This is a genomic window from Enterobacter cloacae complex sp. S3, assembly GCF_014930495.1.
Taxonomy (GTDB): Bacteria; Pseudomonadota; Gammaproteobacteria; order Enterobacterales; family Enterobacteriaceae; genus Enterobacter; species Enterobacter asburiae_B.
The window spans coordinates 112,512-127,196 of the sequence record NZ_JADBRD010000008.1 but is presented as its reverse complement, the minus strand read 5'-3'; the positions used below and the strand labels follow the sequence as shown (position 1 = coordinate 127,196).

General features: G+C 56.2%; 12 protein-coding genes. All 12 read right to left on the bottom strand.

What is annotated here, in order from left to right; translation table 11 throughout:
* Positions 1-713: dTDP-4-dehydrorhamnose reductase (rfbD, locus tag IM317_RS03920; RefSeq protein ID WP_193362465.1), on the bottom strand; the 713-nt coding region annotated here is incomplete at its 3' end.
* 2 nt (positions 714-715) lie between these two features.
* The gene (rfbB, locus tag IM317_RS03915) at positions 716-1,798 is read right to left on the bottom strand and encodes a dTDP-glucose 4,6-dehydratase (RefSeq protein ID WP_033145968.1); all 1,083 of its coding nucleotides are present in this window, start codon (positions 1,796-1,798) and stop codon (positions 716-718) included.
* 351 nt (positions 1,799-2,149) lie between these two features.
* A complete protein-coding gene (gene galF, locus IM317_RS03910; RefSeq protein ID WP_033145969.1) occupies positions 2,150-3,046 on the bottom strand; it encodes a GalU regulator GalF in 897 nt (298 codons plus the stop codon).
* A 176-nt stretch (positions 3,047-3,222) separates the two neighbouring features.
* The gene (gene wcaM, locus IM317_RS03905; RefSeq protein WP_033145970.1) at positions 3,223-4,614 is read right to left on the bottom strand and encodes a colanic acid biosynthesis protein WcaM; all 1,392 of its coding nucleotides are present in this window, start codon (positions 4,612-4,614) and stop codon (positions 3,223-3,225) included.
* 12 nt (positions 4,615-4,626) lie between these two features.
* Positions 4,627-5,847: a colanic acid biosynthesis glycosyltransferase WcaL gene (gene wcaL / locus IM317_RS03900; RefSeq protein WP_033145971.1), complete on the bottom strand. Its 1,221-nt coding sequence runs from the start codon at positions 5,845-5,847 to the stop codon at positions 4,627-4,629.
* Positions 5,844-7,124 (bottom strand): colanic acid biosynthesis pyruvyl transferase WcaK, encoded by a 1,281-nt coding sequence (gene wcaK / locus IM317_RS03895; RefSeq protein WP_033145972.1) that lies wholly within the window; start codon positions 7,122-7,124, stop codon positions 5,844-5,846. Before wcaK ends, wcaL begins: the two co-directional genes overlap by 4 nt.
* Positions 7,125-7,141: 17 nt before the next feature.
* Entirely contained in the window at positions 7,142-8,620 is a 1,479-nt protein-coding gene (wzxC, locus tag IM317_RS03890) for a colanic acid undecaprenyl disphosphate flippase WzxC (RefSeq protein ID WP_023312393.1), read from the bottom strand.
* Position 8,621: 1 nt separating this feature from the next.
* Positions 8,622-10,016 (bottom strand): undecaprenyl-phosphate glucose phosphotransferase, encoded by a 1,395-nt coding sequence (wcaJ, locus tag IM317_RS03885; protein WP_033145973.1) that lies wholly within the window; start codon positions 10,014-10,016, stop codon positions 8,622-8,624.
* Positions 10,017-10,061: 45 nt separating this feature from the next.
* Positions 10,062-11,432, bottom strand: a complete 1,371-nt coding sequence (gene cpsG, locus IM317_RS03880; RefSeq protein WP_033145974.1) for a colanic acid biosynthesis phosphomannomutase CpsG — start codon at positions 11,430-11,432, stop codon at positions 10,062-10,064.
* Positions 11,433-11,543: 111 nt separating this feature from the next.
* Positions 11,544-12,980, bottom strand: a complete 1,437-nt coding sequence (gene cpsB / locus IM317_RS03875; RefSeq protein ID WP_033145975.1) for a mannose-1-phosphate guanyltransferase — start codon at positions 12,978-12,980, stop codon at positions 11,544-11,546.
* A gap of 3 nt (positions 12,981-12,983) precedes the next feature.
* Positions 12,984-14,207 carry a colanic acid biosynthesis fucosyltransferase WcaI gene (gene wcaI / locus IM317_RS03870; RefSeq protein WP_033145976.1) on the bottom strand — a complete coding sequence of 408 codons (1,224 nt, stop codon included), beginning with the start codon at positions 14,205-14,207 and terminating at the stop codon, positions 12,984-12,986.
* Positions 14,204-14,683 (bottom strand): GDP-mannose mannosyl hydrolase, encoded by a 480-nt coding sequence (locus IM317_RS03865; RefSeq protein ID WP_033145977.1) that lies wholly within the window; start codon positions 14,681-14,683, stop codon positions 14,204-14,206. Before IM317_RS03865 ends, wcaI begins: the two co-directional genes overlap by 4 nt.
* Positions 14,684-14,685 lie beyond the last annotated feature (2 nt).

Sequence of the window (14,685 nt, the reverse complement as noted above, 5' to 3'; positions counted from 1 at the left end):
TAATCGTGGGGGCAGGTCACAAACACCAATGCCGCATAGTCGTACCAGGTTGTCGTATTCGACGCGACCAGATGGTAGAGGCCAGCAACTTCTGGTTTCATCATTGCGACACGAATAGCATGCGCTGTGCAGTCTGCTAACAACTCAGCGCCCGTTGGAGCACCAACTTGATCGTTGATAACGGAGAGTTCCTGACGCTCTTTTGCGAGCCGCAACATCGTTTTAGCGAAATTGTTGCCCTTCCCCGCATATACCCAACTGGTCCGGAAAATAAGATGCTTAGGGCAATGCGCCTGCAATGCCTTTTCACCTTCAAGCTTTGTCTCACCGTATACATTCAGCGGAGCAGTCGAATCCGTTTCACGCCATGCCGTTTCACCGTCACCAGGGAATACATAGTCGGTAGAGTAGTGAACAACCCATGCGTCTATTTTAGCGGCTTCTTTGGCTATAGCTTCAACGCTCGTTGCGTTGAGGAGTCTGGCAAAATCCGGCTCAGATTCAGCCTTATCTACTGCTGTATGCGCCGCCGCATTAACAATGATGTCTGGTTTAATTGCACTAACGGTTTCAGCGATCCCTTCAGGATTGCTAAAATCCCCGCAATATCCTTCTGAATGTACATCAACCGCGATCAAATTACCTAATGGAGCTAGTGCTCGTTGGAGTTCCCACCCCACCTGCCCTGTTTTACCGAACAGAAGAATATTCATTATTAACGTTCCCCGTAGTTCTGCTCGATCCAACTCTTATAAGCACCGCTTTTCACGTTGGTAACCCAATTCTGATTGCTCAGATACCATTCCACCGTCTTACGAATCCCGCTTTCGAACGTCTCCTCAGGCTTCCACCCCAGTTCAGCACCAATTTTATGTGCATCAATGGCATAGCGGCGGTCATGACCCGGACGGTCAGCAACATACGTAATCTGATCGCGATAAGAGCCCTCTTTCGGCACAATCTCATCAAGCAGATCGCAAATCGCATGTACCACGTCCAGATTCTGCTTCTCGTTATGCCCACCGATATTGTATGTCTCCCCCGGTTTCCCCTGAGTGACAACGGTATAGAGTGCACGCGCGTGATCTTCGACATACAACCAGTCACGGATTTGATCGCCCTTGCCGTAAATAGGCAGAGCTTTACCGTCCAGCGCATTCAAAATAACGAGCGGGATCAATTTTTCCGGGAAATGGTACGGGCCGTAGTTATTCGAACAGTTGGTGACAATAGTTGGGAAACCATAGGTACGCAGCCAGGCACGAACAAGATGGTCGCTTGAGGCTTTTGATGCTGAATACGGGCTGCTAGGCGCATAAGCCGTGGTTTCAGTGAAGAGCGGCAGCTCAGCTGATGCCGGGTGCTCATCAGGATGCGGCAAATCACCATACACTTCGTCGGTAGAGATGTGATGGAAACGGAAGGCTTTCTTCGCTTGCTCATCCAACGTTGACCAGTAAGCACGAGCGGCTTCCAGCAGTACATAAGTGCCGACGATATTGGTTTCGATAAACGCAGCCGGGCCGGTAATAGAACGATCGACGTGACTTTCGGCGGCCAGGTGCATCACCGCATCAGGCTTATGTTTTGCGAAAATGCGATCCATGGCGTCTTTATCGCAAATATCCGCATGCTCAAAAGCATATCGATCGCTGTCGCTGACTTCACTAAGCGACTCAAGGTTGCCGGCATAGGTCAGCTTATCCACATTGACGACGTCGTCCTGGGTATTTTTAATAATATGTCGTACAACCGCTGAGCCGATAAAGCCGGCCCCGCCCGTCACAAGAATTTTCACGTTATCTGTTCCGTCTAGTATATGTCTGGATACTGGCGTTCTGAAACCTGAGCATTTATTGATGGTTTCAGAAATTGAGCACGCTACCGCCCCTGGCTTAACAGCTACCAGTGCACTGAGCGATGTCTGATTAAATGATTTTTTTGTCTGGATCCAGACAAAAAACTGGCGTTAATTGTCGTCCTAAACGACCTCAGAAACAAGCACAAATCGCTACAAAGCGATCCAGATTTAAACCCTGTAACTCTATGTAATCATAGGATTAATAATAAAAAACGGCAGTCATCATTTTGGCTATATCTCAATACACCAAAATAATGACCGCCGCTTGTTCAAGACGTTGCAGGAATATCAGTCGTTTGCGAGCAACCTCTCAATACGGGTTCTGAACTTCGCCCCTTCCTTCAGGTTACGCAGTCCATAGTTCACGAACGCCTGCATATACCCCATTTTCTTACCGCAGTCGTAGCTGTCGCCGGTCATCAACATGGCGTCAACGGACTGTTTTTTCGCCAGTTCGGCAATCGCGTCGGTCAGCTGAATACGATCCCAGGCGCCTGGCTCGGTTTTTTCCAGCTCTGCCCAGATATCGGCGTTCAGAACGTAACGACCTACAGCCATCAGGTCTGAATCCAGCGTCTGTGGCTGATCCGGTTTTTCGATGAACTCAACGATGCGGCTCACCTGCCCTTCCGTTTCCAGCGGTTCTTTAGTCTGGATAACGGAGTACTCGGAGAGATCGCCCTTCATGCGTTTCGCCAGCACCTGGCTACGGCCGGTTTCATTGAAACGCGCCACCATTGCCGCCAGGTTGTAACGCAGCGGATCGGCAGAAGCGGTATCGATGATGATGTCCGGAAGAACAACAATGAATGGGTTATCACCCACAACCGGACGGGCACACAGAATAGAGTGGCCCAGGCCCAGCGGCTGCGCCTGACGCACGTTCATGATGGTCACGCCCGGCGGGCAAATAGACTGCACTTCCGCCAGCAGCTGGCGTTTGACGCGCTGCTCAAGCAACGCTTCGAGTTCGTAAGAGGTGTCGAAGTGGTTTTCTACCGCATTCTTGGAGGAGTGCGTAACCAGGACGATTTCTTTGATCCCTGCAGCAACAATCTCATCGACAATGTACTGAATCATTGGCTTGTCGACGATCGGCAGCATCTCTTTAGGAATGGCTTTTGTGGCTGGCAGCATATGCATGCCCAGGCCTGCTACCGGAATGACTGCTTTCAAATTAATCATTATTTCTTCCACCTTAAAATGGTTGACGAATTATAGCTCTTAAACCTGTTTTCGCCAGCATGATTTGCCGTAATCCTTGGGCAATGTTACGCCTTAGCATCACAAATTTCTGTAGTTGTAATCTGATTAGATCGCGCTTTTATGCCAGGAATAGTCTCAAAACTGATGATTGTCGATTATCTGTGCGGAAGCGCAAAGTTAAGCCTTTCCACATTCACCACCTGCTGGTCGACCCGGTCAATATCGACCGAGCTTTGCCCCTTCTCATTCACTGCTTTTATGTTCGCCAGCGACAGCAACGTCTCGTCTTTCGCCATGAATTTACCCCGCACATCCTTACGCAGGTCGAAGTTAATCTTCAGGGCGGGCCCCACAGCGGCTTCCTGCATCACATTGATATTGCGTAAAAAAAGATGTTGCGGCTTGTTGTGCAGCTCAAGCGTTGCACGCTGCATTTCCACGTTGGTTATCGCCACAAACGAGGTGGCGTTACCGGATGAAATCTGTATTCCGCGCAATTTATACGCAAGCTGACGATTATCGAGATGAATATTGTTGAGCTTGAAGTTCTGCGGGATGGACAAATAATCGCCTTTTATCACCCCATAGCCGATTAACATTCCCGCACTGTTCACCATATCGACATTATCAATAATGAAATTATCACAGCCATAGATGGCCACCGTGGCGTTGTCTATACCCGCCTTTTTACTGAAATCGGGGGTAATATTTTTGGCCTTGATATTGCGAATAACAAAATGTTTACCGTTTTCAACGTGCACCAGCTGGCGACAGTTGCTGCCGGTGATGTTTGCCACCACGAAGTTCTTGACGGTTTGCTTCTCCGGATAGTCATTATCGTAGGTGCTGCCGGCGAGACCAATACCGATGCCCCAGTTGATCTTGCCGTTGGTGCAGTTGATGTTGTCGATGACATGGTCAGAGATCAGGATATTGCGATCGTTGATGGCGACGTTCCACTCGATCGCATCCCCCTGGAGATGGCTAAATTTGCTGTTGGTGATGCGGGCTCCGTCCACCTGGTTGTGGAAACCCTGGCGCAGGATGGCGTAGTTGGCCTGGCTTACGCTGATGTTATCAATCAGCAAATTGCGCATTACGCTCGGTTTCTTGCCGCCGATGTAGATCTGCGTCACCGGGCCAAAACCGCTCATGGCCAGCCCTTTGATAACGCAGTCAGATCCGCGAACGTCGAGAGTGATGTTCTCCGTGCGGCCAGCACCTTCGCCTATCACTTTGCTGCCTTCCTGCAAAACAAAGCGGCCGCGCCCGTTGCCGGTTAACGCCCCGCGGATCAGCAAGGTTTTACCGTCGGGAATGAAAATACCGGTATTGATGTTTTCGCAGGTGAGCCCGGCCGGGACCACGACGGTGTCGCCGTCATTAAACGCCTGCTTAAAGGCGGCGATCCAGTCGTTGTTATTGTACTGATGAACAGAGACCGTTCTGCCGCTTGCCGCCCGCGCGATGCGTGACGACAGCAGCGGCGTGGCCGCCAGAACGGAGAGAGAAGAGACAAAGGTGCGTCGGGTAATCTTTTTCAGCATACATCCTCGGCGTTACAACGTTTGCAGCAGGCTCGCTAACTGGCGGTTAATCACCTGCTGGTTAAAATCGGTTTCCACTTTTTGTCGGGCGTTCTGGAGCACGGGCTCCAGCGCCTGCTGGTCAATATCGCTGAAGGCTGCTAATCGGTCCGCAAGGGCCATCGCGTTATTCTCCGGCACCAGCCAGCCGGAGTGGTCAGACTTAATCAGCTCCGGGATCCCGCTGTGCAGGGTTGATACCACCGGAATACCTACGGCCATCGCCTCCATCAGCGCCACCGGAATGCCTTCCATATCGCCATCGGCGCCCGTTACGGAAGGCAGCAGAAAGACATCCGCCTCGTCGAGCATGGCCTTGACCTCGTGGCTCGGCTTGAAGCCCGGCATCTCTACGACATCTTCCAGCTGATACTGTTCGATAAGCGTGCGCAGACGTCGCTCCCACGGCCCAATGCCGAGAATGCGATAGTGGAAATCCACCCCGCGCGCTTTCAGCTGGCGGCAGGCTTCAATGGCCACATGGAGGCCTTTCTTCTCGGTCAGGCGAGCAACGGAGATGATCTGCAGCGGTTTTCCCGGCACCTTGACAGGACGGCGAGTGAAGCGCGTTAAGTCCACGCCCATACGCGAAACGGCAATTTTCTCTCCCGGGCAGCCCATGTTTTTCAGGCGTCCGGCCCACAGGTCGCTGATAGGCAGCATCATGTCGCCGCGCCTGAACAGCTGCTGATACTCCGGCGTGTAGTGGTTCAGCACTTCGCGGCTGGAGATATCGATACCGTGGAAGATGGTCGCAATTTTGCCGTCAATCACGCCCAGTTCGCGCAGCTTCGCGGCGGTGACGCCCGCGGGGCCAAAGTGGGCGATAAACACGTCGGCACGATACGGCTGCGCGGTTTGCCCGCAGATGGCCGACAGGATCAGATTGCGGGATTCGGAACCATAGCGGGAAACATTCAGCGCCCGCCACGTCGACGCGCGGTGGATCCCGCGCAAGGTCTGGCTGGCCCGGTGGCGCAGCTTGCTCAGCCTCCCGGACGGCTCATCCTGCAGCCAGCGGGTTTTCGCCTCCAGCCCATACTGGGTATACGCCGCATGGGTATTTTTAGTATCGCCCTTTTGCAGGGCGATAATCTCCACGTCATATCCCATATCGATAAACGCGGTGATTTGGTTTAGGACAAACGTTTCAGACGACAGCGGAAATTTCAGTAAGAAGAAACCAACCTTCATTTCCCCTCCCGTACGCGGTCAAGTACCGATTTCACCATCCCAATGCCCTTCTCGCGCTCGGCTTTCACCGCCACCGCCAGGCGTTCATTGATCGCAGGCAGCTGGCCGAGCGTGTCGCCCACCATCGCACCGAGCGAACCATCGAGCAGATGACGGATATCCACGGCCATTTCCGGCATACCGAGCTGCTGCATGATGCCTGCTGATTTGTGTTCGTAGTTGATGGCAATGGCCGGCGTGCCAAAGTTCATGGAGATAATGGCGGAGTGCAGGCGCGTGCCGACGGTCAGGTCGCAGGCGGAGAGCAGCTTGCCCATCTCCAGATCGTTCAGTTCGTCCATCACCACGTGATAGCGGGACGGATCGTTCACCAGGCTGCGCAGGTTCAGCGCCACCATACGGTCGTCTTTGTTGTAGCTGTCGATGCCGGTGCAGGTTGAGAGCGCCAGCACCTGGTACCCGCTGTCCAGCACGCGGTTCACCACGTCGGCGAAGGCTTTCTCATACGCCGCCTGGGTCGTACCTAAACGCTTATCGAAGGGCGCCAGCTCGCGCAGGGTAATCGCGACGGTTTTCTGTTTCGCCGCCACGTCGAGCCAGTGCTGCACCGCGTAGCTCGGCTGGAAGCTGTCGTCCTGGTGATCCACCAGCCACGCGGTGTCCACGCCGTGCTCAACTTTTGATGTGTCAATTTCGCTGCGCTTCATCATATCGAGGCTGACCGACTCGCGCAGGATCAGCGCGTCGCAGTGGCCGAACACGTAGTTTGCAAGCTGGTTAAACTGCGGATCCTGGAATGGCCCGACGCTGTGGCCAATCATAAACAGCGGCTTTTTCGCCATAAAGGTGCAGAGCGCATGCTCAAACTGCGGCACGCCGTAGAGATCGACGAAGAACGAACCGCCGACCTGGATAATGGCGTCGTAGCCGGACAGCAGACGGACAAAATCGGTAAAGCCCTGCGCGATAGCAATATTGCGCAGCTTGCCGGTATCGGTCACGCGGGAAAGCAGCACCTGGTGCTGGTAGCGACGACGCAGCACTTTCTTCACCCGCCCCATCACGCCCGCGGCGTTGTTATGCTGTTTCATCTGGCTGTAGAGCGGGTCGCCCATCACCGGGCGGTTCAGTAACCAGGATGAGCTGACCGGATAACGGCTCATCACGTCCACTTCGGTCTCAGGCTTAAGGGTGTTAATTGCATCCAGTAAACCGCGCAGGATGGCGCTGTCGCCACGGTTGCCGCAGGTATGGTTGCCAAGAATTAATAATTTCATAATGGCCTCTTAAATAACTAGCCTGCGCGAAGCAGCGTTTTCATTTTTTCGTTACGGCAAAACTGGCGCTTCATCTCCACCACCAGCGCATTGCGTGACAGCACAATCATCACGCCAAATGCCAGCGCGCCCGCGGCAACCTGTACCGCCAGCAGCGCGGCCAGCGGCAGGTGACCGCTGAGGATGATGCCCAGGCCGTAGCTCACCGCCAGGGTCGGCAACGAGAGATAGAACGGCAGCCACAGGCTCAGGATGTACTGACGGTAGCTGGAGCCCAGCACCGGCTTGATCATGATGAAGTAGCTCAGAACGGTATTGACTACCTGCACCAGCAGGAAGCCAAGCGTGACGCCGATGGCGCCCGCCATATGCCCGCCGACGATAATCGCCGGAATAAACAGGAAAGTTTTGAACACGTTGAACTTAAAGCTAATGTCGACGCGCGCTTTTGCCATCAGCAGGGAACCAATCGGATTCCCCACGGAGCGCAGAAGCCCCACCACGCACAGCAGCTGCAGGATCGGGATGATGCCGTTCCACTTCTCGCCAAACACCAGCGGCACGAAGTTGCTGGAAACCACCATCAGCCCCAGCAGCACCGGGAAGTTGATGATCCCCACCACGGAAAGCAGCTTGTAGAAGTTAACGCGCAGCTTCTCGGTGTCGTCCTGAATCTTGGCGAACGCCGGGAACAGGACGCGGGTGATGATCGGGTTCAGCTTCATCGGCGGCACCACCGCGACGTTGTAGGCCAGGTTGTAGCCCCCCGCCACGCTCGCGCCAAGAATACGCGCCAGCACCAGCGTCGACAGGTTGGTATTCACATAGTTGATGATGCTGTCCGCCGTCAGCCACGCGCCAAAGCGCAGGTTGGACGAAACGGACGCGAGAGAGAAATGCAGTCCGGGACGGTAAATCTTGCGGCCAAAGTAGCCGAACAGCAGCGTGCGCACGGCTGAGTTAACCAGGTATCCGAGGATAGCGGTCATCGCCAGCGGCCAGAAATGGGCGCTCACCACGGTGAAGGTAAAGCCCGCCAGCACCGCGCTGGTCTCGATCATGCCGATCTTGTTGAACTCCAGCTCTTTCTGCATCAGCGCGCGGAACTGCTGCCCGTGCGGGATCACCACGAAAGCAAACGATAGCGTGCGCATCAGCGGAGCCAGATCCGGGTTATGCAGCACGCTGGCGATGGTATCGCTCAGCAGGAACACCAGCACGAACACGAAAATCCCCAGCCCCACGTTCAGCCAGTAGAGCGTAGTCAGCTCAAGATGGCTGATCTCTTTGCGCTGGATAATCGAGTTGGCGATACCAAAATCAGACAGCGTATCGGCCAGCGCGATAATCACCAGCGAGACGGTCAGCAGGCCGAACTGGTGATTATCAATAATGCGCGCCAGCACGGTCATCTGCACCAGACCGAGGCCAATGATGACGATGGTCGCCATCGCTGACCATTTGGCCCCGCTGATGGTTTTTTCACGTAAGCTCATCTTAGTACGCCGCTTTGTTCACGAAACCTTTGAAGATGGTCAGAAAAACAATCTTGATATCGAACCAAATACTCCATTCACGGATGTACTCCAGATCGAATTCGATACGTTTTTCCATTTTTTCCAGCGTGTCGGTTTCGCCGCGCCAGCCGTTGATCTGCGCCCAGCCGGTGATGCCCGGCTTCACCTTATGGCGCAGCATGTAGCCTTCAATCAGCGAGCGGTATTGCTCGTTGTGCGCCACCGCGTGCGGACGCGGGCCAACAATCGACATGCCGCCGGTGAAGACGTTGATAAACTGCGGCAGTTCATCCAGCGAGGTGCGGCGCAGGAAGTTCCCCACGCGGGTGACGCGCGGATCGTTCTGCGTTGCCTGGGTCACCACCTTGTCGTTTTCCATCACCTTCATGGAGCGGAATTTCCACACCATAATCGGCTTACCGTCCATACCGTAGCGGGTCTGGCGGAAGATCACCGGGCCGGGAGAGCTCAGCTTCACCGCGAGGGCAATGCAGCACAGCACCGGGGAGATGAGCAGTAAAATCAGCGAAGAGAGCACGATATCTTCCGCGCGCTTCAGCACGCGGTTAATGCCCGACAGCGGGGTGTCGTACAGCGGTACCACCGGCACGCCGTTCACTTCTTCAATGCGTGAATGGAGGATGTTGAAGGTAAAGACGTCCGGGATCAGGATCACCGAACAGGTGGTGTCCGCCAGCTCGCGCATCAGTTGCTTAATGCGGGATTCGTCTCTCATCTGCATGGCGATGTAGACGTTGTGAATTTTACCGGCTTTCGCGTCTTCAATAAGCTGTTCGTAATTGCCCGCCCAGTCCGACGGCACGCCGCCCGGCTTCGCGTCGTGATAAATCCCGACCACTTCAAACCCTAACCACGGCTCTTTGCGGAAGCTGTCGAGCAGAACCTTACCAACCGGCAGATCGCCCGCTACCGCAACGAAGCGACGGTTATAACCGCGGTTACGCAGCCAGCCCGCGCCGAAGCGGATCAGGGAACGGCACACCACCATGCCGACGCTGGTGATCAAATACCAGCAGAGATAGGTGACGAGGCGATTATCAAAATCATGGCTGAAGGCCACCAGGCCTGCGCTGAAGATCAGGCTCAGGGTCCAGTTCTGCAGCAACAGCATCAGTTCGGTGGTCATTTTCACGCCGCGCCACGAGCGGTAGAAATCGGTCATCCCGCCGATCATCTGAAACACGACCAGCGCAATGAGTGCCATCAGCAGATGCATATATAAGAACGGCAGCCCGCCGATCCGACACACCGCCCACAATCCACCGACCATGATGGTGATATCAGAAAAACGCTGCACCATAGAGATTAACGATGCATTCGTTCTCGCTCGTTCGCGTTTTTTTAGATTCGTCATCGTTGTTCCTGTATTCGGTTCCCCCTCCCGCAGGAGGGGCAATTGTTACTGATTCAACAGCGCCAGAATGTCCTTCGTTCGGGCTTCCATCAGCGCCGTGTCAGCACGGGACTCCACGTTCAGGCGCACCACCGGCTCGGTGTTGGACGAGCGCAGGTTAAAGCGCCACTGCGGGAACGCCATGCTGATGCCGTCCGTACGGTCAATTTCCAGCGCGTGGATCGCAAAGTGCTGCTCCACGCGGGCAATGGCCTCGGCCGGCTGCGCCAGCTTGCTGTTGATCTCCCCGCTCGCCGGGAACGCCGCCATGCGGTCGCGCACCAGCTCGCCCAGCGTCTGCCCCTTCAGGCACAGCAGCTCGGTCACCAGCAGCCACGGGATCATCCCGCTGTCGCAGTAGGCAAAATCACGGAAGTAGTGGTGGGCGCTCATCTCGCCGCCGTAGATGGCGTCTTCTTCGCGCATGCGCTCTTTGATGAAGGCGTGGCCGGTTTTGGACATCACCGGCGTGCCGCCCGCCGCTGACACCACGTCGACGGTGTTCCAGGAAAGGCGAGGGTCATGGATGATTTTCGCGCCCGGGTTTTTCTCGAGGAACGCTTCCGCCAGCAGGCCGACAATGTAGTAGCCCTCGATGAACTGCCCCTTCTCGTCGAACAGGAAGCAGCGGTCGAAGTCACCGTCAAAGGCGATGCCCATGTCCGCGCCGTGCTCAATCACCGCGTTGCGGGTGTCGTCGCGGCACTCCGGCAGCAGCGGATTAGGAATACCGTTCGGGAAGTTGCCGTCCGGGGTGTTGTGCACTTTGATGAAGGTGACCGGCACGTTCAGCGCCTTAAAGCGGGCTTCCAGCGCATCCACCACCGGACCAGCCGCGCCGTTACCGGAGTTGATGACCAGCTTCAGCGGCTTGAGGTTCGCCACGTTGATGTAGCCCAGCAGGTGGCCGATGTACTCTTTCTGCAGGTTGATTTTTTTGTAGCTGCCGCGCTTCGCGTCGTTCACCGGCGGGAAGTCGTTGGCTTCCGCCAGGCGCTGCACGTCGCGCAGGCCGGTGTCGCCGCTGATAGGACGCGCGCCCTTGCGCACCAGCTTCATCCCGTTGTAGTCCATCGGGTTGTGGCTGGCCGTCACTTCGATACCGCCGTCCACGCCCAGGTGGAAGGTGGCAAAGTAAATCTCTTCGGTCCCGGAAAGGCCGATATCCAGCACGTCCACGCCCGCGTCCTGCAGCCCTTTCGCCAGGGCCAGCTTGAGGGATTCACTGGTCAGACGCACGTCGCCGCCCAGCACGATGGTCTGCGGTTTTAAATATTCGCCGTACGCGCGGCCAATGCGCCACGCGATGTCTTCATTCAGCTCTTCGCCCAGCTTGCCGCGAATATCGTAGGCTTTAAAACAGGTTAATTTTTCCATGATGACCCCTTTTTCAGGCAACAGTCGGCCCTGACCACGTAATGGCCAAATTGATTTTTTTGTCATTCGCAGGCCCGGTAAGCGCAGCGCCACCGGGCATAATGCAGAGTGCTACACCCGCCCGTAGCGGTCCTGGAAGCGCACGATATCGTCCTCTTCCAGATACGAGCCGGAGCGCACCTCAATTAAGTCGAGAGGAATTTTCCCCGGGTTCTCCAGACAGTGCGTCGCCCCCAGCGGAATATAAATGGACTCGTTTTCACCGAGCAGTTTGACTTCACCGTCGATAGTGACTTTAGCGGTACCCGCGACCACCACCCAGTGCTCGGCGCGGTGATGGTGCATCTGCACCGACAGCCCCTCGCCCGGCTTCACGGTGATGCGTTTCACCTGGTAGCGATCACCGGAGTCAATGGAGTCATATTTCCCCCACGGACGGTAGACTTCGCGGTGAATATGGTGCTCGTGACGGCCATCGGCCTTGATCTGCTCCACCACTTTTTTAACGTCCTGCACGGCGTTACGGTCGGCAATCAGCACGGCGTCCTTGGTCTGGACAACCACCAGATCCTTCACCCCGACCGTGGTCACCAGGCCGGATTCGGCGTAGACGTAGCTGTTTTCCGTTTTGTGGCTAATAACATCGCCGTGGTGGACGTTACCCTCCGGGGTATGGGCGCTGATCTCCCACAGGGAGGACCAGGAGCCGACATCGCTCCAGCCCGCATCCATAGGTACCACGACGGCGTCCGCCGTACGTTCCATCACCGCATAGTCAATGGACTCTTCCGGGCAGGCGAGGAACGCCTCTTCATCCACGCGGATGAAGTCGAGATCCGGGTCCACCACCGCCATCGCTTTCTCGCAGGCGTCCAGAATATCCGGGCGGTATTTGCGCAGCTCTTCCAGATAGCGTCCGGCGCGGAACAGGAACATCCCGCTGTTCCAGTAATACTCACCGCTGGCGACATACGCCTGCGCGGTTTCCAGATTCGGTTTTTCAACAAACTGCGCCACGTCAAACGCCACGCTGTCGCCTTCACCCGGCGTCACGCTGCCGCGACGAATATAGCCATAGCCGGTTTCCGGCAGATCCGGCACGATGCCGAAGGTCACCAGCTTGCCGCTCTCGGCGTAAGGGATCGCCGCACGCACCGCGTCGCGGAACGCGTCTTCCTGCTGGATAACGTGGTCTGCCGCCAGGACCAGCATCAGCGGGTCACAGTCCGGGCTGCTGCGTTTTGCCGCCAGCGCCGCCAGGGCGATCGCGGGCGCGGTATTGCGTCCGGCAGGCTCCAGGATGATGTTTTCGGTGAGCTTATTCAGCTGGCGCAGCTGCTCGGCAACAATAAAGCGGTGCTGTTCGTTACAAATCACCACCGGGCTTTCACACTCCACGCCGTGCAGACGGTTTACCGTCGTCTGCAGCATGGTGAGATCCCCTTTCAGGCAGAGGAACTGTTTTGGATAGAGCACGCGGGACAGCGGCCACAACCGGCTACCAGAGCCACCAGCCATCACAACCGGATACAAAGTGGTTTGACTCATGATTTATCCCCGTATATCTGCAATAAATTGGCTCAGCACGTTCTCTTTCTCGAGCGTGCGTTCGGCATATTCACGTGCCACCGTGTTCACTTTTGGCATGGCAAGTGCCTTCTCAATTCCGGTTACCAGCGCCGGGACCGATTCCGGCTCCACGCACACGGCAATACCCGGATAGCTGTCGCACAGCTGGCCTAATTCTGTTTCGGCTTCTGCCGTGATCACCGCGTTACCGCCCACTGCCAGAATGTTGGTCAGCTTGGACGGCAGCACCGCGTCCGCGGCGCCGCGTTTTTGGACCACCAGATGGCAGTCGCCCATCTTCAGCAGCGCAGGCAATGCCTCGTAAGACTGAAGCGGGAAAAATTTCACGTTGGTCAGGCCGCGTTCCCCGGCCATTTTTTCCAGCCGCGCCTTTCCACCGCCCTGCCCGACAATCACAAACGTCCACGGATGTTCACTCAGCAGCTGGGCCGCTTCAATCACGCTTTCCAGCCCCTGCTTTTCGCCGATGTTGCCTGAGTAAAGAATGATTTTTTGATATTCAGGCAAACCGAGCTGCGCGCGCAGGGCCTGAGCATCTTGCTCAGTTACATCGCGAAAACGCGCCACTTCTGACCAGTTCGGGAAGAAAATGACTTTCTCCGCCGGGACGCCCTTCTCCTGCGCCTTGTTCATCATCGAGCGCGAGATAGTTGAGACGTAATCAACGTTGTGCAGGCCGCTGCGCTCAAACGCGCTGGCGAGCTTCGCCACCTTGCCGCCCTTGCTTTTGCCTGCCATCCCCAGGCCTAGCATGGCGTCAACTTCGTAATCCTGTATGTGCAGCAGAGTGCGCGCGCCGGAGAGTTTGCCCAGCAGGCGCATGCCCGGCGTGCAAAACAGCGTTGGCACCACGCCGATGATGCGATCCGGCTTCCAGCGACGCTGCGCCATCAGCGGAAAGAAACTGCTCAGGGCAAAGCTGCCAAGATGAAGTAACCGCTTCAGCGTTGAGGGCTGCTTAGGCACATACAGCGGGCAGCGCCAGACGGTCGCTGCGCCCTCTTCGCGACGGTAGCGCCAGCTTGAGTAGCGCTCCCCGACTTTCCACTCCGGGTAGTACGGCGGCGCGGTAATGACCCGCACGTCATGTCCCTGGCTCGCCATCCACTCGACCATCTCGCCGGTGTATTTTCCGATGCCGGTTAGCTCCGGCGAGTAGTTGATTCCGTACACTAAAATTTTCATAAGCCCGGCACTCCGGACTGACGATCGGCCAGGAAATAGGCACGACTGTTGTCATGCACATTGTCGCTGGCAAGCAGCGCCTCTGGCGTCTGCCAGCGGTAGTCGTCATGCTGAGAATCAGGCAGACGCAGGTCTGCCTCACTCACCTTCAGGCGGAACCCCAGCACGATGTAGTGCGTGGTGAACCCGGTGCCTGAAAAGTTATCGTCATAGAAGTGCTGCCAGACCCCGTAAAACTGGCCCGCTGCCATCGGCAGCTGCAGGCCCAGTTCCGCCAGAGTGAGACGCTCAAACGCATCGCTGAGCCGCTCATCCTTCTGCACGCGCCCGCCGGGCACGAACCAGAAGCCCTGTGCAGGACGGTTGGTTCGTTTCCCCAGCAAGAACTCGCCGCGTTCGTTCTCCACGATCAAATCAATTGAGATGAGCGGAGTCGAACGCACTACCGTGGCAAAATCTTCCTGACTTAAAAACATCG